The sequence below is a fragment of the Pedobacter psychrotolerans genome (assembly GCF_004340665.1).
Taxonomy (GTDB): domain Bacteria; phylum Bacteroidota; class Bacteroidia; order Sphingobacteriales; family Sphingobacteriaceae; genus Pedobacter; species Pedobacter psychrotolerans.
Window position 1 is genome coordinate 417,873 of sequence record NZ_SLWO01000003.1, and the last position, 21,271, is coordinate 439,143.

A 21,271-nucleotide genomic window follows, 5' to 3' on the forward strand; every position below is an offset into this window, starting at 1 on the left:
AGAAGAAATCATGACTAAGATAAAACAATATATAGCACTCTCACTTGTTTTTACAAGTGTGGTGCTGAATGGCTGTAAGAAGCCTGGTGATTTTGGGGATATGAATATCGACCCAACGCAAGTGCCAAATCCTACAACAAAATCTCTATTTACAAATTCACTACAGGCACTTTCAGGATCTGTAACTACAACAACAGGTCAGGCACAAACTCTGCCTGCTTTGGTAATTGGCAATAATGTAGGCTTTATTTGGGCACAACACATGTCTGAAGGCCCATATTTAACCAGTTCCAATTACGCCGACGCCGCCGCAGGACAATCATATTGGGCATATTACACAGGAGCATTAATCAATCTTAAAAAAATAATTGATTCAAATAATGCAGGAGGACTCGAAGCCGAAGTAACGGCAAATGGATCTAAAAATAATCAGCTTGCAGCAGCTAGAATACTGAAAGCATTTGTTTTCTGGAAGCTTACTGACAGATGGGGGGATTTACCATATGAGGAAGCCCTTCAAGGGGCCACTATTCTGACACCGAAGTACCAAAAGCAAGAACTTATTTATGCAGATTTATTTAAAGAGCTTAAGGAAGCGGCAGCACAAATAGATGGTGGTTCTGGTATGCAAGGAGATATTCTACTAAATGGAGATATGGCAATGTGGAAAAAGTTTGCTGCTACTCAAAGATTATTTATGGCCTTGAGGTTATCCAAGTTATATCCTGCAGCTGGCGGTTTAGCTGCTACAGAGTTTAACGCTGCTCTTCCTGATGTTATTGGAGCAGGCGAAGATGTTGCATATACTTATTTATCTGGAGATCCAATTAATAATAATCCTTGGTATGTAAATTACTCTGTTTCAAATAGAAACGATTTTGCAATAAGTGAACCTTTAGTACGTTACATGAGGGCAAATGGATCTGGAACTGATCCTAGATTGCCAGTTTTTGCCGAAACACTTCCAAATGGAACAATCCGGGGTTTGGAATATGGTAGAACAACACAAGTAAATATTCCAAATGTTTATAGCCGTTTAGGTACTGCTTTTAGAAGTCAGGATTCCCCTGGTTATTGGTTAACCTATGCCCAAGTGTGTTTTGCAAAAGCAGAAGCAGCTAAACTTGGATGGATTTCTGGTGGTGATGCTTCGGCTAAAACATTTTATGATGAAGGTATAGATGCATCATTAGAACTTTATGGTGTGCCTAATGCAACATTTAAAAATCAAACTGGCGTTGCTTATGTACCAGCAACAGCTATTCAACAGATATCAACTCAAAGATGGATTCATCTGTTTCTTAATGGTTGGGAAGCATGGTCTGAATGGAGAAGGACAGGTTTTCCGGTATTAACCCCCGGTTCTGGAAATACAAATAGTGGCGGCGGTATTCCAAGAAGACAGGCTTATCCAGTAGCCGATAAAACTTCGAACAAAGCTAATTATGATGCAGTTCTTGTGCAGCAAGGACCTGATAATATTAACACCAGGATGTGGTGGGATAAACCAAATCCATAGTAAAAATCAATTAGAGGGAGCCACTAAAGCTCCCTTTTTTAATTTAAAAATAAATGAAAAACATATTATCCCTTATTATAACTCTTTTAAGCCTACAACATAGTTTTGCTCAACAGGATATTCTTCGTTTGAAAAATGTTGTTGGGAAAACACCTTTGAGGACACAACAATATAGTGAGTATGTTGGCAGTGCTTTCTTCAGTGATGTTTGGAGCAAAGGCATTGTTAAAGATGTTAACGGTACGTCAATTAAAGATATCGAACTTAAATATGATGAACTTACAGATGAACTTTTATTTCGTTCAAATGATGGACAGGAACTTGGTTTTGCCGTACAGGTTTCACAATTTGAAATCAATATAAACACATCTGGAAATTTAAAGAAACATTTTTTCAAGAACGGTTTTCCAGCGATAGCCAAGTCTAGTGAAAGATCTTTTTTTGAAATCCTTCACAATGGAAAAATAAACTTGCTGAAGAAGAATTATAAAAGGGTAGAAGAATCAAGAGCATTCAATACCGCTACTGTTACCAAGACAATTATTAATAGACTTAAGTATTTTACTTATGATGGGTTTAGGATAACGGAGTTCAAAAGAGATATTAAATCCTTACAAAAGGTTTTTGGAGAGACATCGTTAGTTGTTATAGAGTATATTAAGAACCAAAAACTAGATATAAAAAATGATGATGATTTAATAAAGGTATTGGAATTTTATTCAGGTTTATAAATAAATGGCAGAACTTATAAGTTTTGTTATTTGTTTATTATATGTATAATATCCCGTAATTGTCTGTTAAACAATAGATTACTTATGATGATTGCAATACAGCTACATATAGATATTAGTATAAATAAATATTTAATAGGTCATTTTTACCCATAAACAATCTATTCGGATAAGTTAATACAATGATATGATTTCAAATAAATGTTGGATTAAAATTTAATGGGTGTACAACAAGGAAGTTTAATTATATGTTTAACATATAAATGTCATTTGTTTCTATGAGTTGTTAAAATGTGTTAAATAATAGTTTTGCAATATTACATTTGCTACCCTAAAAATAATCACATCTAACTTCAAATTCATGAAAAAACTTCTACAAAGTTTGTTTGTCCTTATGTTTGTTGCATTTACTGCGATGGCTCAGGATAGAACAATTACTGGTACAGTTACTTCACAGGACGACAAATTGCCAGTTCCTGGGGTAACCGTAAAAGTCAAAGGTACTTCCGCCGGTGCAGTAACGGATTCCAATGGTAAGTATTCTGTAAGTATTCCTTCTGGATCTAATACTTTAGAATTCAGCTATATTGGGTATGTAACTAAAGAGCAGACTATTTCTACAAAAACTGTTTTAAATATTGTTTTAGTAGCAGATTCTAAGACATTAACTGATGTGGTTGTTGTTGGTTACGGTACGACTACAAAACAAGCTTTTACAGGTTCGGCAAAAACCATTAGTGCAGAACAATTGGGAAATAAGAGAGTGTCCAATTTATCTCAGGCATTAGCTGGTGAGGTTTCTGGTGTACGTGTAATAACGCAAAGTGGCCAGCCAGGTACTGAAGCAAAAGTTCGTATTAGGGGTATTGGCTCAGTGTCAGGTAACCGCGACCCTTTATATGTTGTTGATGGTGTTCCATTTTACGGAAGTTTAAATTCTGTTAATATCAACGATATCGAATCGACAACTGTGTTAAAAGATGCGGCTGCAACGGCTATTTATGGTTCACGAGGTTCAAACGGTGTAATTTTAATCACAACCAGATCAGGAAAAGGTAAAAGTTCCTTCATTGAAGGGGATGTAAATTTTGGAACAAACATGGCATTATTGCCACGTTATGATGTAATCAAATCTCCAGAAGAATTTATTGGTTTAGCATGGGAAGGTTTATATAATCAAGGTAGAGGTTTAGCAACTCCATTGAATGATGCAGCCGCAATTACATATGCTAACAATAGAATTTTTGGCCCAACGGCTGGCGGCTTACCAGCTGCATCTAACATTTGGAATTCTACGGGTGCTAATTTGATTGATCCAGCTACAAGACAAGTAAGATCTGGTGTAACTAGAAAATTTGATCCTGAAAACTGGGAAGATTATGCATTTCAAAACTCGGCCCGTACAGAAGTAAATGTGAGAATTGGTGGCAGCTCTGATAAAACCAGTTATTTTACATCTCTTGGCTATTTAGATGATATCGGTTACTCAATAAAATCTAACTATAAACGCCTGAATGCAAGGTTAAACTTAACGCATGAAGTTAAACCTTGGTTAATTGGTGGCATGAATTTAGGCTATACCAACTCAAAAAGAAACTTTGGTGGTCAAACTTCAGATTCTGGAAGCGTTTTCTGGTTTGTTGATAATATTCCTCCAATTTATCCACTTTTCTTAAGGGATGCAACTGGAGGTATCATTCAAGACCCGGTTTTTGGTGGTAATCAATACGATTATGGTAATGCAGGTAGAAGATTTGGTTCTTTAACCAATGCAATCGCTGACACTCAATATAACACAGATAGAGATGATAGAAACGAATTAAACGGAAATGTTTCTCTAACAGCTAAAATTATTCCAGGTTTGACTTTCGAAAATACTTTTGGTTTACAATACTATAACAATGAGAGTGTAACTAGAAATAATAAATATTATGGTTCTGCTGCTTCTCAAGGAGGTGCAATCTATTTAGAAAATACTAGCTTAATGTCTTATAATCTTTTGAATTTGTTAAGATATAAGAAAACATTCGGCGATAATAGTTTTGAGGCATTAGCTGCTCATGAAGTAACTGACTGGAAATTAAAAACCTTACAAGCTTCAAGATATAATTTAGTTTTAAATGATTCTGAAGATCTAAATAATGGCACAGTAACTAATCCAAGTAACTCTTATAGTGAGCAATATAAATTAGAAAGTTATTTTGGTCAGATTAACTATGATTATCAAAAGAAATATTTCTTATCAGGAAGTTTAAGAAGAGACGGTTCATCTAGATTTAAAACCAATAGATGGGGAACTTTTGGATCTGTAGGTGCAGGATGGTTGGTTTCTAGTGAAGAATTCATGAAGTCTCAAAATATCTTCAGCTCACTAAAGTTGAAGGCGAGTTATGGTTTAATTGGTGATCAAGGTGGTGTTGGATATTATCCAGGATACAATACGTTCAATATTGATAACGTAAATGACCAGCCAGGTCTTTCAATTGATTTGGTAGGTAACCCTGATTTAACCTGGGAAACTTCAAAAATGTTCCAAACAGGAGTTGAATTTAATTTAGGCACTTATTTAACAGGTTCCGTTGATTATTATTTGAAAAATACAGATGATTTAATTTTTGACAGAAGAATAGGTCCATCAAGTGGATATGCTATTGTTAAAGTTAACGGAGGTTCACTAAGAAATCAAGGGGTAGAGTTTGACCTAACTGGCCATATCTTTAAAAAGAAGGATTTTTATCTTGATTTAGGAATTAATGGTGAAATTTTCTCCAATAAAATGACTGCAATGCCAATTGATCCATCAACGGGATTACCAAAACCAATTGATGTTCAAGGCAACTACGCCTGGTCTGTTGGACATTCAATTTATGATTTCTATGTACGTAAGTATACAGGAGTTGACGCCGCAGATGGTAAATCTACTTGGGAAGCTTATTATCTTGATGCTAATAACAATGGTGTTCCAGATGGTGGTTTATTAGAAAATCAGGCAGGTGAGTATATTGGTTCGTTAAGTTCTTATTTAGCTGCTAATCCTGATAAAGAAGGTCAATTAAAGAAAACCACTACAAAAACCTATCAAAATGCTACCCAGCAATATGACGGTCGCTCTGCAATTCCTGATGTAAGAGGTGCAATTAATTTGAGTACTGGTTATAAAGGGTTTGATTTAAGCGTTCAAATGCTTTATAGTTTAGGTGGATATGTTTATGATGGTGCTTACGCAGGTTTAATGGGTAATGGATTAATTGCCAACAATAACTGGCATAAAGACATCTTAAACAGATGGCAATCTCCAAGTCAGCCAGGTGATGGAATTGTTCCTAGAATTTCTAACAACCAAGATGCAAACGTAAATTCAGCATCATCTCGTTTTATTACAAAGGCAGATTATTTTTCACTTAATAACGTACGTTTAGGGTACACTTTCACGAAAAAAATCACTGATAAATTAGGTTTGGCAGGTTTAAGTTTATGGGTTTCTGGAGACAATCTTTATTTAGGTACAGCTCGTGCGGGATTAAATCCAATGACTGCAGAGCCAGCTAACAGTACCGAAACTGGAGGTAGTGATACATACAGATATTCGCCATTATCTACTATTTCTGCAGGTTTAAGAGTTAAGCTTTAATAATAAACTAAAATGAAAAATACTAAATATATATATATCGCATTTGCACTCTTGGTATTGGCAAGTGGATGTAAAAAAAGTTTCCTGGACGAAAGACCAAGTGAAAAAGTTTCACCAGAACAAATTAGTGAAGAAGCTTTAAGAGATCCTACCGTATTAAATGCTTATACACGGGGACTGTATTCGAGCATGTATAATACCGGTACAGGTGGTACAACAGGTCATGATGATTTTGGCCAAAAAGGCTATGATATTTATTCTGATATGTTAGCATCAGACATGGCGCTAGGATCACTTAATTATGGCTGGTATAGCACTGTCGTTAGATATCAGGCTACAAAAGATTTCACTCAAAATGCCGCCTACATTCCTTGGCGTTATTATTATAAAATTATTTTTGGTGCTAACTCTTTAATAGATGTTTTAGGTGGTAACAACGCTACATTTACTAATAAAACTTTAGCATACAGTATGGGGCAGGCAAAAGCCATGAGGGCCTATGCCTATTTTTATCTTACTCAGTTTTATGCCCCCCAGGGTTATGGAACGGGATCTGAAAGAATTCTACCCCTTTACACCGATGCTAAAACAACCAATCAACCACTGGTTACATCTGCTGTTATTTTTGATCAAATGATCAAAGATTTGACTGACGCTTCAACATTGTTAGCAGATTACAGCAGAACTGGTAAGGGAGAAATTAACGCTGATGTAGCAAAAGGTCTACTGGCTTATGTTTATGCTGCTCGCGGTACTGCTGCAGATTTAGCTCAGGTGGTTACTTTAACTGATCAGATCATTCCAAAATTTCCGGTTTTAGCTAAAGCGAATGTGACTACCGATGGATTTAATAATCTGCCAAATAGCGCTAACTGGATGTGGGGAGCTGATCTTCAGATTTCCAGTAATTTAGATCTAATTTCTTGGTGGGGACAGATCGATATTTTTACCTATAGCTATGCATGGGCAGGAGATCCTAAATTTATAGATGATAAATTATATGCTTCTATTCCGGCTACAGATACCCGTAAAGCACAGTTTGATGATAATGCTGATTATGGTGGTCTTCTTCCAACTGGAAAATTCTTTGATCCTGCAAGGATTGAAGGGGGGCAAAGGACGGTTATTACTGATTATGTATATATGCGTGTTGAAGAAATGATCCTCTTAAATGCAGAAGCTAAAGCGAGATTAAATCAGGATGCACCAGCAAGAACGGAGCTCAAGAAACTTTTAATTGAGCGTGTTTCTAACCCTAATTTTATAGATGCATTAAGTGGTAACGATTTAAAAGAAGAAATTTATAAACAAACCAGAATTGAGCTTTGGGGAGAGGGCAAGGTTTATTTAGCAATGAAAAGAAATAAACACTCTATTACTAGAGGAACAAACCATTTGTTCTTTGCTGGCGACACATTTGCCTATGATGCTGATGAATTAACGTTCCCAATACCACAGGCAGAGGTTATTAATAATCCAAATCTTAACAAATAGCGTAATAATATAATTTATGCAAAACGCCAACTTTCGAAGAAAGTTGGCGTTTTGCATTTAAAAAAACTGATAGTGATTAAATTCTAACATTGGACAGGACTTTAGATACCAATCAAAAGGATTCAATATTTTATCATTTTAATGTAAATACCTTTTATATTGGCGTTAAATGTTTTTATTATTTTGGAAATGTTGCGTATTTTTTTTTGATATGTTATAAATTGCGATTTAATTCAATTAATCAAACAAACTAATTTAAATTCATGAAAAAACTTTTACAAAGTTTGTTCGTGCTTATGTTTTTTGCATTTAATGCAATGGCTCAAGACCGAACAATTAATGGAACAGTAACGTCAACAGAAGATGGTATTCCTCTACCCGGTGTTAGTGTTAAAGCTGTAGGTGCACAAACCGTTGCCGTAACCAATAGCGAGGGTAAGTATTCAATCAGAATTTCTTCCTCAGTTCAAAGCCTGCAGTTTTCTTATTTAGGCTTTACAACCAAAACCATTAATGTTACTTCCTCCAGTATAATTAATGTTGGTTTAGTGAATGATGCTCAGTCATTATCAGATGTGGTGGTAGTTGCTTACGGAACACAAAAGAAAGAGGCGTTAACAGGATCGGTAGCTCAGCTCAGTAAAGCCGATTTAGAAGACAGGCCACTCACCAATGTGAATAGCGCCTTGTCTGGAATGGCCCCAGGTATTCAGTCAACTGCTGGTAGCGGACAGCCTGGCTCGAGTGGTTCAATTAGAATTCGCGGTATTGGCTCCATTAATGCTTCAAGCGCACCATTATACGTGGTGGATGGTGTGCCATATGATGGTTCAATTGCAAATTTAAATATGAATGATGTGGAGAATGTTTCTGTATTGAAAGATGCATCATCTTCTGCACTTTATGGATCCAGGGCTGCAAATGGCGTAGTCATTATCACCACTTCAAAAGGTAAAAAGGGTAAAGAAAGCTTAAATTTAGCGCTTAGTCAGGGTTTTAGCACTCGCGGTATTCCTGAATATGATAGAGTTGACGCATTTGAATATTATCCACTGGCTTGGCAGGCTTACAGAAATAGTTTGGTTTATCCGGCATCTGGAACCGGACAAGCACCTGCAGCAGCTGGTGCAGCGGCAAGTAATGCAATCAAAGGATTATTGGGATATAACCCATTTAATGTAGCTGATAACGCGATTGTCGGTGCAGATGGATCGATTAATCCAAATGCAGCTTTAAAGTATAATGACTTCGATTGGACTGAGCCATTAGAGCGTTTAGGTAAAAGAACCGATGTAAATCTAAATTATAGTGGCGGGAACGAAAAATCTGATTATTTTGCCTCTTTTGGTTATCTAAATGATAAAGGATATGTCGTAAGATCAGATTTCAGCAGGTATACAGGTCGTGTAAATGTTAATACAACTCCGTTAAGCTGGTTTAAAACAGGGTTAAATTTATCGGCAAACATTACAAAATCTAATCAGGCAAGTACAGGAGCCAGTTCTTATAACAATATATTTTTCTTCGCAAGAAACATTGGTCCGATCTATCCAGTGTATGAACATAATGCTAGTGGAGATTTCGTATTAGATGCGAATGGAAACAAAGTTTATGATCTGGGTGCGGTAAGAGGTGCTGGTGGAAGTCCAGGTAGACATGTTATCCAGGAAACATTATTAAACTCTGATTTATTCCGTAGGAATGTAATTAGCGCACGTACTTATGGTGAGGTTCGTTTTTTAAAAGACTTTACTTTTACACCAACAATTAGTGTTGACGTAACCAATAATGATGCATCTACCTATGACAATAAAATTGTTGGAGATGGTGCACCAGGAGGTAGAGCAACTAAAAATGCTGCAACCCAAACCAGCTATACTTTTAACCAGATTTTAAAGTATGCAAAAACCTTCTCGAAAAATAATATTGAAGTGCTTGCTGGTCACGAAAACTATAATTTTAAATATGATTATTTGACTGGTTCTAGAAATACACAGGTTTTAGATGGAAATACCGAATTAGGAAATTTCACTACTACAAGTAATCTAAATTCATACCTGAATCGTTATACCATCGAATCTTACCTATCGCAGGTAAACTATAATTACGATGGTAAATATTTCTTGAACGGATCATTCAGGGCAGATGGATCTTCTAAATTCTCTACAGAAACCCGCTGGGGAAATTTCTTTTCAGTTGGAGGTGCATGGTTAATAACCGCTGAAAAGTTTATGGAAAACTTAAGTGCCATAAATTATTTAAAACTAAGGGCTTCATATGGATCTGTGGGTAATGATAGAATTTTAGATGCAGATGGCAATGAAACTTACTATAACTATCAGTCATTTTATAATTTAAACAACAATAATGCCGCTGAACCAGGTTTGTTATTAAATTCATTGCCAACTCCTAATTTGCAATGGGAAACAAACTATTCTTCTGATATTGCTTTGGAATTTGCCATGTTTAATAACAGATTAAGAGGTACTGTTGAAGCATTTGACAGGAGGTCTAGTAACTTATTGTTTAATGTTCCGCTTCCTGTATCTGCAGGTATAGCAACAATTTCAAGAAACGTAGGTACCATGTATAACAGGGGTTTTGAAATCCAACTTGGTGGAGATATTATTAAGAAAAAAGATTTCAACTGGGATGCAACTTTAAATTGGTCCTTAACCAGAAACAAGATTACGCAAATGCCACCTGAACAACCAGGTATTATTAGTGGAACAAAAAAGTTAGAAGTAGGCCATTCTATCTATGATTACTATACACGTATCTGGGCAGGTATAGATCCTACGGATGGATTGTCATTATATGTTCGAGATCCAAAAATTGCTGTTTCAAATCCATCACAAACAAGAGTAATTAATGGAGTAGATTATACAACTAATCAAAGCAATGCTTTGCTTGACTATACTGGTGATACAGCAATACCAGATTTTTATGGAAGTTTCAATAACAACATCAGATATAAGAATTTCCAATTCTCCTTTCTGATAAATTATTCGGTAGGTGGAAAAGTTTATGATTCTGCTTATGCCAGCTTAATGTCGTATTCTTCAAGTAACTATGGAAGTGCATTACATGTTGATGCACTAAATGCATGGAAAAATCCTGGAGACAATACCAATGTACCTCGGTTAGATGTTGTAGCATCAAATAACAATAATGTAACTTCAAGCAGATGGTTGATTGATGCTTCTTACTTAAGCTTACGTACAGCGACATTATCCTATACATTACCTAAAGAATGGGTGTCAAAGGTTGACATGAAAAATGCAAGGATATATGTTAGTGGTGAAAACTTATTTTTACTGTCAAAACGTAAAGGAATGGATCCAAGTTATGCTTATACAGGAGTTACTTCAAATAACTACTCACCAACACGTACAGTTAGTATTGGGTTAAATGTTGCATTCTAAAACTAGATAGAAATGAAAAAATTAAAATACATTATATTTCCATTGATGCTTTTAGTAATCGGAGCACAATCATGTAAAAAAGATTATTTAGAAACAACACCTACCAATCAGGTTGACGATTCTGCAATATTTACCACTACAACTAATGCACTGGCTGCATTAAATGGAATCCATAGATCATTATACAAACAATATGATAGCCAAGATCAGGGTGGTGAAGGCGGAGTAAAAATCAACTTAGATATGTTGGGCGAGGATCTTGTCCAAACAGCAGGAGGAAATGGCTGGTATAATAACATGTATAAGTGGATTAGCCATAGAACCTCAACTGATGGTTCTGTAAAGTTCGTATATAAGTTCTATTATCAGGTTATCGCAAATGCAAATTTGATTATTGAAAATATTGATAATGCAGAAGGCCCTCAGGCAGATAAAAATCTGATAAAAGGCGAAGCGCTGTGTTATAGAGCATGGGCACATTATGTTTTGGTACAATTATTTGGCAAAAGATATGACGCTGCTGTTAATAACACCCAATTAGGTGTTCCGCTTATTTTAACCAGTGGAACTGAAGGTCAGCCAAGATCTAGTGTAGAGCAGGTGTATGCTCAGGTAAATACTGATCTTGACAACGCAGTTACCCTGCTTGGGTCAGCATCGGGCAGACCTAATGCATCACATTTTAATGTGAATGTTGCAAAAGGCTTGCGGGCTAGAGTGGCTTTAACTCAAGGTGCCTGGACAAAAGCAGCTACAAATGCAGCTGAAGCGAGAGCGGGATTTAATCTAATGACAAATGCTCAGTATTTGCAGGGCTTCAACGATTATACCAATCCAGAATGGATGTGGGGAAGTCATCAGGTTGAAGACCAGACACAGTTTTTCTATTCATTTTTTGCATATATGTCAGCTAACTTTGCTTCCACTAATATCAGAAGTAATCCAAAGGCAATTAACTCTACCCTATATAGTCAAATTGCAAATGGCGACGTAAGAAGAGGTCTTTGGGATCCAACTGGAACAAATACTGCTTTTCCAATTCCTTCAAGTGGCCTTCGCAAGCCTTATATGAATAGGAAATTCTTAGTTGCAGGAACCACAAGTGTTGGCGATGTGCCGCACATGAGGGTTGCTGAAATGTATTTAATAGAAGCCGAAGCAAGAGCAAGAGTTGGTAATGCATCTGAAACAACGGCGGCGCAAAATGTATTGTTTACGCTCGCGAAAAATAGAAATTCTAGCTATATTTTGTCTACAAAAACAGGAAATGATCTAATCAATGAAATTTTAGTACAAAGGCGTGTGGAGCTTTGGGGTGAAGGTTTTAGATTTTTAGATTTAAAACGGTTAAATGCACCATTAAACAGAACACTTTCTAACCATACAGTGGCTTTGGCGCAAACTCTAAGCGAAACCCCTGGTGATGCAAGGTGGCAATGGCTTATTCCTCAAGATGAAATCAATGCAAATCCTGCTATTGGTTCTGGGGGACAAAACCCGTAATCGTATCATAATTAATAAATATCACAATCATAAAGGAGGCTGTTTTAAACAGCCTCCTTTTTTTTGAGCATATTTCTGCAATATGAGTTATAGAATTAATGATAAATGCTGAAATACTAAATTTAAATGAGCCTTTTTTAATTTAGCTTATATTTTATTACACGATGAATAACTAATAAATTATACAAAGAAAATTAGCTTGCTTACTAAAAGTAAATCACCATTATTTTATCTTACAGAACAGGTTTTGTAAGATTATATATAACCTAATTATTTAAATCATCGATTATTCTAATAATATTGCTTTTTAAATGAAATAAAATATTTTAATACCGCTTTAATGTATTTGTATCTTCTTCGATAAATAAAACATGCTCAAATAGATTTTTATACTCTTATTTAGTTAATAATTGCATTTATTTTAATGTATTCGGGTTTTTTTATAGAGTTATCTTTTTGTTGTAGCTAATAATGCATTTAATATTTGTTTTGTAAAATTTGCTTTACAAGTTGTTAAATTTTATATTGTGCTCTCATTAACTAAACTAAACTAAACTAATTTATGAAAAAACTTCTACAAAGTTTGTTCATATTGCTATTCGTTGCAAGCAGTGCAATGGCGCAAGAAAGAACAATTACTGGTACAGTTACAGGGAAGGAAGACGGTTTGCCGCTTCCTGGAGTAAGTGTAAAAATTAAAGGCGCATCAGGAGGAACCACAACTGGTGCTGATGGTAAATTCGTTATCAGAGCTACAACAGGTGCAAGTATTGAGTTTTCGTCTATTGGGTTTTCGCCTGTATCTCGCGTTGTTGCCAATTCAAATGTGCTCAATGTAATGTTAACTAATGATGCAAGATCTCTATCTGATGTTGTGGTTGTAGGTTACGGATCAGTAAATAGAAAAGATGTTACTGGTTCTCAAACTAGTGTATCTGCTCAGGAATTTACAGACAGGGCTATTCCTTCATTTGATAAAGCTTTAGCTGGTAAAGCTGCAGGTGTTCAGGTAATTACTGCTAATGGGTTATTAGGTCAGCCTGCGCAGGTCCGTATTCGTGGCACGAATACCATTACATCTGGTCAGGGACCACTTTATGTAGTAGATGGTGTGCCTATTTTCTCAGGAGATGTTGGTGGATTTACATCATCGAATGCTTTGGCAGATATTAACCCTAATGACATTGAATCTTTTGAAGTATTAAAAGATGGAGCCTCAACCGCAATTTATGGGTCAAGAGCAGCAGGTGGTGTTATCTTAATTACTACTAAAAAAGGTAAAGCCGGACAAGCTACTTTTACTTATGACGGCTACTACGCTGTTGGTAAAGTTTCTAAAAGATATGACCAGCTAAATGCAGCACAATTTATAGAAATTGCAAATGAGCGTTTAGTAGCTGCAGGTAATGCGCCACAGGCTTTTTCTATGCCTGATGGGCAAGGCGGTATAGTGGACACAGATTGGCAGGATTATTTGTTCAGAACTGCTCAACAGCAAAACCACAGTGTTTCTGCTTCTGGAGGTACTGAAAAAGCGAAGTATTATTTCTCATTGGGATATAGTGATCAGGAAGGTGTAATCATTTCTAATTCTTTAAAAAGATATTCCTTAAAAGCTAACTTTGATCAAAAGGTAAACAAAGTATTTAGCTTCGGTTTAACCTCTGGTTTTACTTATCAGGATAATACAGGTCCTCAAACAGGAAGCAATACCTTATCAGGTAATATCTTCGGAGGTTTAAGGATGTTGCCTAATGTACCGGTTTACGATGATGCAAATGTTACCGGTTACAATATTGCGCCGAATAAAACTGCATTGGGTAGGGGTAATAACTTAATCACGATCTCAGATAATATTGGTAACCAACGTTTCGTATTGGATAATAACATCAGAAGATCTCAAACCTATCGTTTACTCGCTACTGCATATGCAGAGGTTAACCTTTTCGATGGCTTAAAATTCCGTACCCAGGTAGGTGTTGATAATCAAAATGTAGATGACTTTATCTATACTGATCCTCGTGCAGGAGACGGGGTAAGTAGCAATGGTAGTATGTCTCAAGCATTTACTCCAAGTATTAGGTTGGATCTTCAAAACGTACTATCTTATAATAAAAGCTTTGCAGATGCACATAACTTAAGTGTAACATTGGTTCAAGAATTTCAAAATGATAGAACATCCTTCTATCAAGCCTCTGTTTCGAATTTAACAGATATCTACTGGAACCAAAATATCGTAACTGGTACTTTTGTTACGCCAACAGCGTCTGGAAGTTTAGCAAGAACGGCTTTAGAATCTTATCTTGCCCGTGTAAACTATAACTATAAAAATAAGTATTATATCGGCGGATCTATTCGTTCGGATAAAAACTCTAATCTACCAGCTGCAAATCGCGTAGGTTATTTCCCTGGTGTATCTGCAGCATATCGTGTATCTGAAGAATCTTTCTTTAAGAACTCTTCAGGCTTAAGCTTTATTTCTGATTTACGTCTTCGTGGATCATACGCAGAAGTAGGTAACGTAAGCATTGGTAATTTTAGGTATTTAGGCCAATACAATGCAGCTGTATATGGTGCACAACCTGGAATCGGCTTTAGTAATATTGGTAACTATAACCTTCAGTGGGAATCTCAAAAGAAAGTTGACGTTGGTTTAGAATTGGGTTTATTCGGTGGCAGACTTAATGTAACTGCTGATTATTTCAGGCAGAATACAGATGCTTTAGTTCAAAATGCACCTACAGCACCTTCTTTAGGTGTACCTAGTAATACCATCACCCAAAACGTAGGTAATATTCTAAATTCTGGATTTGAATTTTCAATAGGTGGTGATATTATTAAAAACGATAATTTCTCTTACAATGCAAATTTTACCTTCACCGCTCAAAAGAACATTGTAGAATCTTTAAGAGAAGGCCAAGATCAAATCAGTACATATAATATCATTCGTGTAGGTGAATCATTAAACGCTTTTTATGGATATGAGTATGCAGGTGTAAATCCAGCTAATGGTAATCCATTATATGTTAAAGGTAACGGACAAATTATTCAAGGTAATGTAACCAATCAAACATACAATGTATACGATCCAGCTAACCCAAGTGCAACTGGTGCTTCTGCTATATTATCCGCTTCAACAGATAAAAAGGTTTTAGGTAGTTCGTTGCCCAAATGGTTTGGTGGATTAAACAATACCTTCACTTATAAAGGTTTCGACCTGAATGTGTTTCTTAGATTTCAAGGTGGAAACAAAATCTATAATAGAACACGTGTTGATCAGTTAAATCAAAATTTCGTGAACAACGGAACTGAGATTTTAGGCAGATGGCAGAGTGTAGCTAATCCTGGTGATGGAGTAACACCAAGACAATGGTTTGGAAGATCTACATTTATCAACAGAGATGGTGATGCAACAACACGTTTCCTGGAAGATGGCAAATTTTTAAGATTGGATAATGTAGCCTTTGGATACAAATTGCCAGAGAGTGTAGTAAGTAAATTGAAAGTTAGTGGCATCAGGTTATATGCTTCAGCACAAAACTTATTTGTAATTACAGGTTATAAAGGTTTAGATCCAGAAACCAATACAGCAGCTTCGGCTACTGCAGGATACGGAACGGATTTCAATGGTAACCCTCAACAGCGTACCCTCACTTTTGGCGCTAACGTTAGATTTTAACTGACTAAAGAAATTAACAATGAAAAATAGATATTTCAAAAATAAAAAGGCTTGGGTATTGCCCTTATTAGGCTTAATGTTATTTGCAGGATCCTGCAAAAAGTACACCGAAATTGTTCCGGATAATACCTTCGCTGAAGATGATGCTTATTCTAATCCTCAACGGGCAGCTTTAGCCATTACAGGGGTATATAGTGCAGCCCAGTCAAGTCCATATACAGATAACTCCAACCGTGGGTATCCTTTTGGTGCTGCAAACACCATTCAAGGTGATATGAGAGGTGAAGATATGATGGCTATCCCTTCATTCTTCTTGGTAACATATGAAAACAGTTATGATGCTACGACAGCTAATAATACGGCATTGTGGACAAGCTTATATGCAACAATCAACAGAGCTAATATCGTAATAGCTAAATTAAAAGAAGCTGCTGCTGCTGGTACCATTACAGCTGATGTGGCAACAGCAGGTGAAGCAGAGTGCCGTTTTATAAGGGCGTTGAGCTATCATGAGTTATTAATTCAATTTGCTCGTCCATATAACGAAACTTCTGGTGCAACACATCAGGGTGTTGTAATTAGAACTGTTGGAATTAATACGCCGGAGTTAGTAGATCAATACAAAAATGAGGGACGCAGTACTGTTAAGCAAGGATATGATCTGATTCTTTCAGATCTAGATTTTGCTGAAGCTAATTTAGCTGCGCAATCATCCGCGTCTCTTAGAATTACTAGAGCCACTAAAGGTGCAGCTGTTGCTTTAAAAACACGAGTTAAGTTGCATATGGGTGATTATGCTGGTGTAATTACTGAAGGTACAAAGTTAGGGACATCTGCTGCTGGAACTACTTTCACTTCTCCAACTGCGCTTGGTGGGTATGCATTAACTGCTACACCTGATGGTCCATTTGCCAGTGTTGGTGCGAATTATGGAAATACTGAATCAATTTTCTCAATTGAAAATTCAACGATCCGTAATGCAGGAACCAATGGTTCGTTAAGTACGATGTATTCAAAAGCGCCTGGAAGAGCACTAGCAGTAATATCACCTATCATCTGGAATGATCCATCTTGGAAAGCAACAGATACACGAAGAACATTATTGACAACAACTGATGCTGCCACTGGAGTTGCAGCCAAATATTACTTTAGTGCTAAATACAAAGATCCGGCAACCTGGACTGATGCAAATCCGATAATTAGATATGCAGAAGTTTTATTAAACGTTTCTGAAGCATATGCCAGAACAGGAAATACTACTCAGGCTTTAGCTTTATTAAACGCCGTTAGAAATAGATCAGTATTAGCTGCAGACAGATATACTTCTGCCAGTTTTGCAACTGCTGCTGCATTAATTCAAGGTATTATCAATGAAAGAAGAATTGAGTTTTTAGGTGAAGGTAAACGATGGATGGATATCCATCGCCTGGCAAAAGAAAACCTATATGGTCCTAATGGTATTCCTGCAAAAACAAGTTCTACTGTACCTTTCTCTGCATATAATGCAGCGGCAGGATATACTGGCGTTAGATCTGTTGCTGCGATTCCTTATACAGGTGCCACAACAAGCTTTAGATTTATCTGGCCTATTCCAACTGTTGAAACTCAGGCAAACCCTGTTTTAGCCGGACAACAAAACCCAGGCTATTAACAACTGATTTATAATTAGATTACAGATAAAGTTTGTGACCTCCATTTAGATAGACTAGTAGCCTTTTAAAACGACAAAAGCCAGCAAATGCTGGCTTTTGTCGTTTTGGAAATTTTCCTCACTTCTTATCCACACTATACTTTCCAGGCCCAATAAAAATTAAGCTGAAAAACACAATGCCTAACTCTATGGCATGGCTGGCACCACCCAATCCATCACCTTTACCAAAGTGAACCAAGGCTGCAATAATCATGGTAAAAACCAGGGCTATGCATGCAGGGCGGAAAAATAGACCAACAATTAGTAAAAAGCCTCCAAAGGTTTCGGCAACAGCAGCCATAAAGCCCCAGAATACAGGTAAAAAATTTACCCCCACTACTTTCATACTGCCACCTAATTCTGCCCAACCCGCCGGGCCGCCTGCCAGCTTTGGAAAGCCGTGAACTATAAACATGATGCCAATGCCTATACGCATGATTAATAAACCAGTGTTCCGGTATTTACCTAAACTATCAAAAATTGCCATGTTATAAATATTTAAGTTGAACGTTATGTGTTTCTATTTTTAAAAATACCTCAGCTCCTAAAACCATGGTGAGGTTATGATCAATATGTCCGGTAGGGAAATCAAAGCAAACCGGATAATCGTATTCCTGTATAATATCCCAAATTACCTCGTTTGCAGTTTGTCCGAACGGAATTTTTTCAACTTCTATTTCATTAAATGCACCAATAATTAAGCTTTTTAAATGCTTCAGCTTGCCAGCCCTTTTGAGCATTCGCATCATCCTGTCGATACTGTATTCATGTTCGCCAACATCCTCCAGAAAAAGAATTTTATCATTAAAATCCATTTCCGAAACAGAACCTTGTAACATGGCAAGTAAGGTTAAATTTCCACCAATCAAAAGCCCTGTTGCTTCACCAGATCGATTAGGGAATCCACTTTCGTATTGATAAATCTGTTGCTCGCCAAATAAGGCTTTCTTTAAGGAGTCAAGCGCTTCCGGGGTACTTTCCTCAAATGTATAGGGCATCTGGCCATGAATGCATTGTACTTCGCTTTGCGAAATAATATGAGAAAGCAAAACGGTGATGTCACTAAAACCGACAAACCACTTAGGGTTTAAATTAAATTGAGTAAAATCCAGCTCATCAATAATCCGAATGGATCCATAGCCTCCCCTGCCTGCAATAATCGCTTTGATAGATGGATCATCGAGAAACTGCTGAATGTCTTTTGCCCTTAATTGATCTGTTCCGGCAAACTGATGATGGCTGGCATAAACACTTTCACCTATAATTACCTCCAGTCCCCAACGGCTTAAAAGTGCTATAGCCGTGTCAATAGACTTCGGTAATTTCTTCGCCGGACAAACAAGGGCAACCTTATCTCCTTTTTTTAAATATGGGGGCTGTTTAATCATCTTCAAAACACTTATCTTTGCCAAATTAATAAAAATTGTTTTGGATAATAGTAAAATAAAAAGATATACCGTAACGGCGGCACTTCCTTATACCAATGGACCCGTTCATATAGGGCACCTTGCCGGTGTTTATATTCCTGCTGATATTTATGCCCGTTACCTGAGATCGAATAAACGCGATGTCAAGTTTATTTGCGGATCTGATGAAAATGGTGTGCCGATTACCTTAAAAGCCAAACGTGAGGGGATCACACCACAAGAAGTAGTAGATAAATACCATAAAATTATTGGTGATTCATTTAAAGAGTTTGGTGTTTCTTTTGATATTTACCACCGTACCTCATCACAAACCCATCACCAAACGGCATCAGATTTTTTCAAAACCTTATATGATAAGGGTGTATTTACAGAAGAAGTTACCGAACAGTATTATGATCCTTCAGCCAAACAATTTCTGGCCGATCGATATATTACCGGTACATGTCCGAAATGCGGTAATGAAAATGCCTATGGGGACCAATGTGAAAACTGCGGATCAACATTAAATGCCACAGACCTGATTAATCCAAAATCTACACTTTCTGGTGATCAACCCATTTTAAAAGAGACTAAAAACTGGTTTCTACCGCTAGATCAATACGAAGAAAGGTTAAGAACTTATATAGAAAGTCATAAAGAATGGCGCCCAAATGTGTATGGCCAATGTCAAAGCTGGTTAAATGCGGGCTTGCAGCCACGTGCCATGACCAGAGATTTAGATTGGGGGGTTCGTGTACCACTTCGAGATGCAGAAGGAAAAGTTTTGTATGTTTGGTTTGATGCGCCAATCGGTTACATTTCTGCCACTAAAGAATTGTGTAATTATGCCAAATTGGATGTTTGGAATCCAAAGGCTGAAGAATATTACATCAATAATTTCGATAGCGATAAATGTGGATGGGAAGAGTATTGGAAAAGTGATGAAACCAAACTGGTTCATTTTATCGGGAAGGATAATATCGTTTTCCATTGCATTATTTTTCCGGCAATGCTCATGGCGCATGGTGATTACACCTTGGCTGATAATGTGCCAGCCAATGAGTTTTTAAACCTTGAGGGACAGAAAATTTCCACCTCTAAAAACTGGGCAGTTTGGCTAAATGAATATTTGCGTGAGTTTGAGGGCAAGCAAGATGTTTTACGCTATGTACTTACAGCAACTGCTCCTGAAACAAAAGACAATGACTTTACCTGGAAAGATTTCCAGGCGAGAAATAACAATGAACTGGTTGCTATACTAGGCAATTTTGTTAACCGTGTAATGGTACTTACTCATAAGTATTTCAATGGAAGTGTACCAACTTGTATGGAAATTACGCCGGTCGATCAGGCTGTAATTGATGAGTTGGCAAGCTATCCGGCGAAGATTTCTGCTTCAATAGAAAACTATCGCTTTAGAGAGGCTTTATCTGAAGTGATGAATGTTGCCCGTTTAGGAAATAAATACCTGGCTGAAACGGAGCCCTGGAAACTCATCAAAACAGATGAAGATCGGGTGCGGACCATTTTACACCTTTCCCTTCAAATTGCGGCTAACATTCAGGTGTTAATAGAGCCTTTTTTACCTTTTACAGCAGAGAAACTGATGAATATGCTAAAAAATGGTGGAAATGATTGGGAAGATGCAGGGTCTGTGAATTTAATCAAACGTGGACACGATATCGGCGAGGCTGTGTTATTGTTTGAAAAGATTGAGGATGCTGAGATCGATTTTCAAATTGCAAAACTCAACCAAAGTAAATCGACCAATGCAGCCAATAATGCTGTAGTTACCCCGGCTAAAGAGAACATTAATTTTGATGATTTTTCTGCCCTTGACATCCGCGTAGCAACAATTACTGCTGCAGAGAAAGTTGAAAAAACTAAAAAGCTATTAAAACTTACCGTAAATACGGGTTTAGATGAGCGCACGGTTGTATCTGGCATAGCAGAATATTATAAGCCTGAAGAAATTATAGGGCAGCAGGTGAGTTTGCTCGTAAACTTAGCCCCTCGTGAAATTAAAGGAATTTTATCACAAGGAATGATTTTAATGGCTGAAAATTCAGAAGGAAAACTTACTTTTGTATCACCTGCCGAAAAATTTGAAGTAGGTAGTGTAATCAGATAAGCGCATTAATAATTGCGATTTTAGGTTTTGTTCTCGGAAATCTAAAATCGTAATGCTGCAAA

At 36.9% G+C, this 21,271-nt stretch carries 11 protein-coding genes; 9 read left to right on the top strand and 2 right to left on the bottom strand.

The annotated features are described in order from the left end of the window. The first annotated feature begins 10 nt into the window (after positions 1-10). From EV200_RS09235 to EV200_RS09270, 8 genes are all read left to right on the top strand, one after another. Positions 11-1,519 carry a SusD/RagB family nutrient-binding outer membrane lipoprotein gene (locus EV200_RS09235; RefSeq protein ID WP_132531443.1) on the top strand — a complete coding sequence of 503 codons (1,509 nt, stop codon included), beginning with the start codon at positions 11-13 and terminating at the stop codon, positions 1,517-1,519. Positions 1,520-1,572: 53 nt separating this feature from the next. Beyond that, on the top strand, positions 1,573-2,250 hold the full coding sequence (locus EV200_RS09240; RefSeq protein ID WP_132531446.1) for a hypothetical protein: 678 nt from the start codon (positions 1,573-1,575) through the stop codon (positions 2,248-2,250). A gap of 361 nt (positions 2,251-2,611) precedes the next feature. Then, positions 2,612-5,881, top strand: coding sequence for a SusC/RagA family TonB-linked outer membrane protein (locus EV200_RS09245; protein ID WP_132531449.1), 3,270 nt, complete (start codon positions 2,612-2,614; stop codon positions 5,879-5,881). Positions 5,882-5,893: 12 nt separating this feature from the next. Continuing rightward, positions 5,894-7,375 carry a RagB/SusD family nutrient uptake outer membrane protein gene (locus tag EV200_RS09250; RefSeq protein WP_132531452.1) on the top strand — a complete coding sequence of 494 codons (1,482 nt, stop codon included), beginning with the start codon at positions 5,894-5,896 and terminating at the stop codon, positions 7,373-7,375. A 263-nt stretch (positions 7,376-7,638) separates the two neighbouring features. After that, entirely contained in the window at positions 7,639-10,800 is a 3,162-nt protein-coding gene (locus EV200_RS09255; protein WP_132531455.1) for a SusC/RagA family TonB-linked outer membrane protein, read from the top strand. A gap of 12 nt (positions 10,801-10,812) precedes the next feature. Then, complete coding sequence (locus EV200_RS09260) at positions 10,813-12,303, top strand: RagB/SusD family nutrient uptake outer membrane protein (protein WP_132531458.1); 1,491 nt, start codon at positions 10,813-10,815, stop codon at positions 12,301-12,303. Between the two features lie 562 nt (positions 12,304-12,865). Next, positions 12,866-15,982, top strand: coding sequence for a SusC/RagA family TonB-linked outer membrane protein (locus EV200_RS09265; RefSeq protein ID WP_132531461.1), 3,117 nt, complete (start codon positions 12,866-12,868; stop codon positions 15,980-15,982). A gap of 19 nt (positions 15,983-16,001) precedes the next feature. Beyond that, on the top strand, positions 16,002-17,633 hold the full coding sequence (locus EV200_RS09270) for a RagB/SusD family nutrient uptake outer membrane protein (RefSeq protein ID WP_208864529.1): 1,632 nt from the start codon (positions 16,002-16,004) through the stop codon (positions 17,631-17,633). A gap of 118 nt (positions 17,634-17,751) precedes the next feature. On the opposite strand, the gene EV200_RS09275 is transcribed toward EV200_RS09270, so the two are convergent. Then, positions 17,752-18,159, bottom strand: a complete 408-nt coding sequence (locus EV200_RS09275) for a DoxX family protein (protein WP_132531464.1) — start codon at positions 18,157-18,159, stop codon at positions 17,752-17,754. 1 nt (position 18,160) lies between these two features. Beyond that, positions 18,161-19,060: a S66 peptidase family protein gene (locus tag EV200_RS09280; RefSeq protein ID WP_132531467.1), complete on the bottom strand. Its 900-nt coding sequence runs from the start codon at positions 19,058-19,060 to the stop codon at positions 18,161-18,163. Between the two features lie 40 nt (positions 19,061-19,100). Here EV200_RS09280 and metG point away from each other — a divergent pair, with 40 nt between their 5' ends. Then, positions 19,101-21,209, top strand: coding sequence for a methionine--tRNA ligase (gene metG / locus EV200_RS09285; protein ID WP_132531470.1), 2,109 nt, complete (start codon positions 19,101-19,103; stop codon positions 21,207-21,209). Positions 21,210-21,271: the final 62 nt, after the last annotated feature.

Coding starts and splice junctions, on each gene's coding strand:
- EV200_RS09235 (WP_132531443.1), top strand. CDS start 11: ATGACTAAGATAAAACAATATATAGCACTCTCACTTGTTTTTACAAGT.
- EV200_RS09280 (WP_132531467.1), bottom strand. CDS start 19,060: ATGATTAAACAGCCCCCATATTTAAAAAAAGGAGATAAGGTTGCCCTT.
- EV200_RS09270 (WP_208864529.1), top strand. CDS start 16,002: ATGAAAAATAGATATTTCAAAAATAAAAAGGCTTGGGTATTGCCCTTA.
- EV200_RS09255 (WP_132531455.1), top strand. CDS start 7,639: ATGAAAAAACTTTTACAAAGTTTGTTCGTGCTTATGTTTTTTGCATTT.
- EV200_RS09240 (WP_132531446.1), top strand. CDS start 1,573: ATGAAAAACATATTATCCCTTATTATAACTCTTTTAAGCCTACAACAT.
- EV200_RS09265 (WP_132531461.1), top strand. CDS start 12,866: ATGAAAAAACTTCTACAAAGTTTGTTCATATTGCTATTCGTTGCAAGC.
- EV200_RS09245 (WP_132531449.1), top strand. CDS start 2,612: ATGAAAAAACTTCTACAAAGTTTGTTTGTCCTTATGTTTGTTGCATTT.
- EV200_RS09260 (WP_132531458.1), top strand. CDS start 10,813: ATGAAAAAATTAAAATACATTATATTTCCATTGATGCTTTTAGTAATC.
- EV200_RS09250 (WP_132531452.1), top strand. CDS start 5,894: ATGAAAAATACTAAATATATATATATCGCATTTGCACTCTTGGTATTG.
- EV200_RS09275 (WP_132531464.1), bottom strand. CDS start 18,159: ATGGCAATTTTTGATAGTTTAGGTAAATACCGGAACACTGGTTTATTA.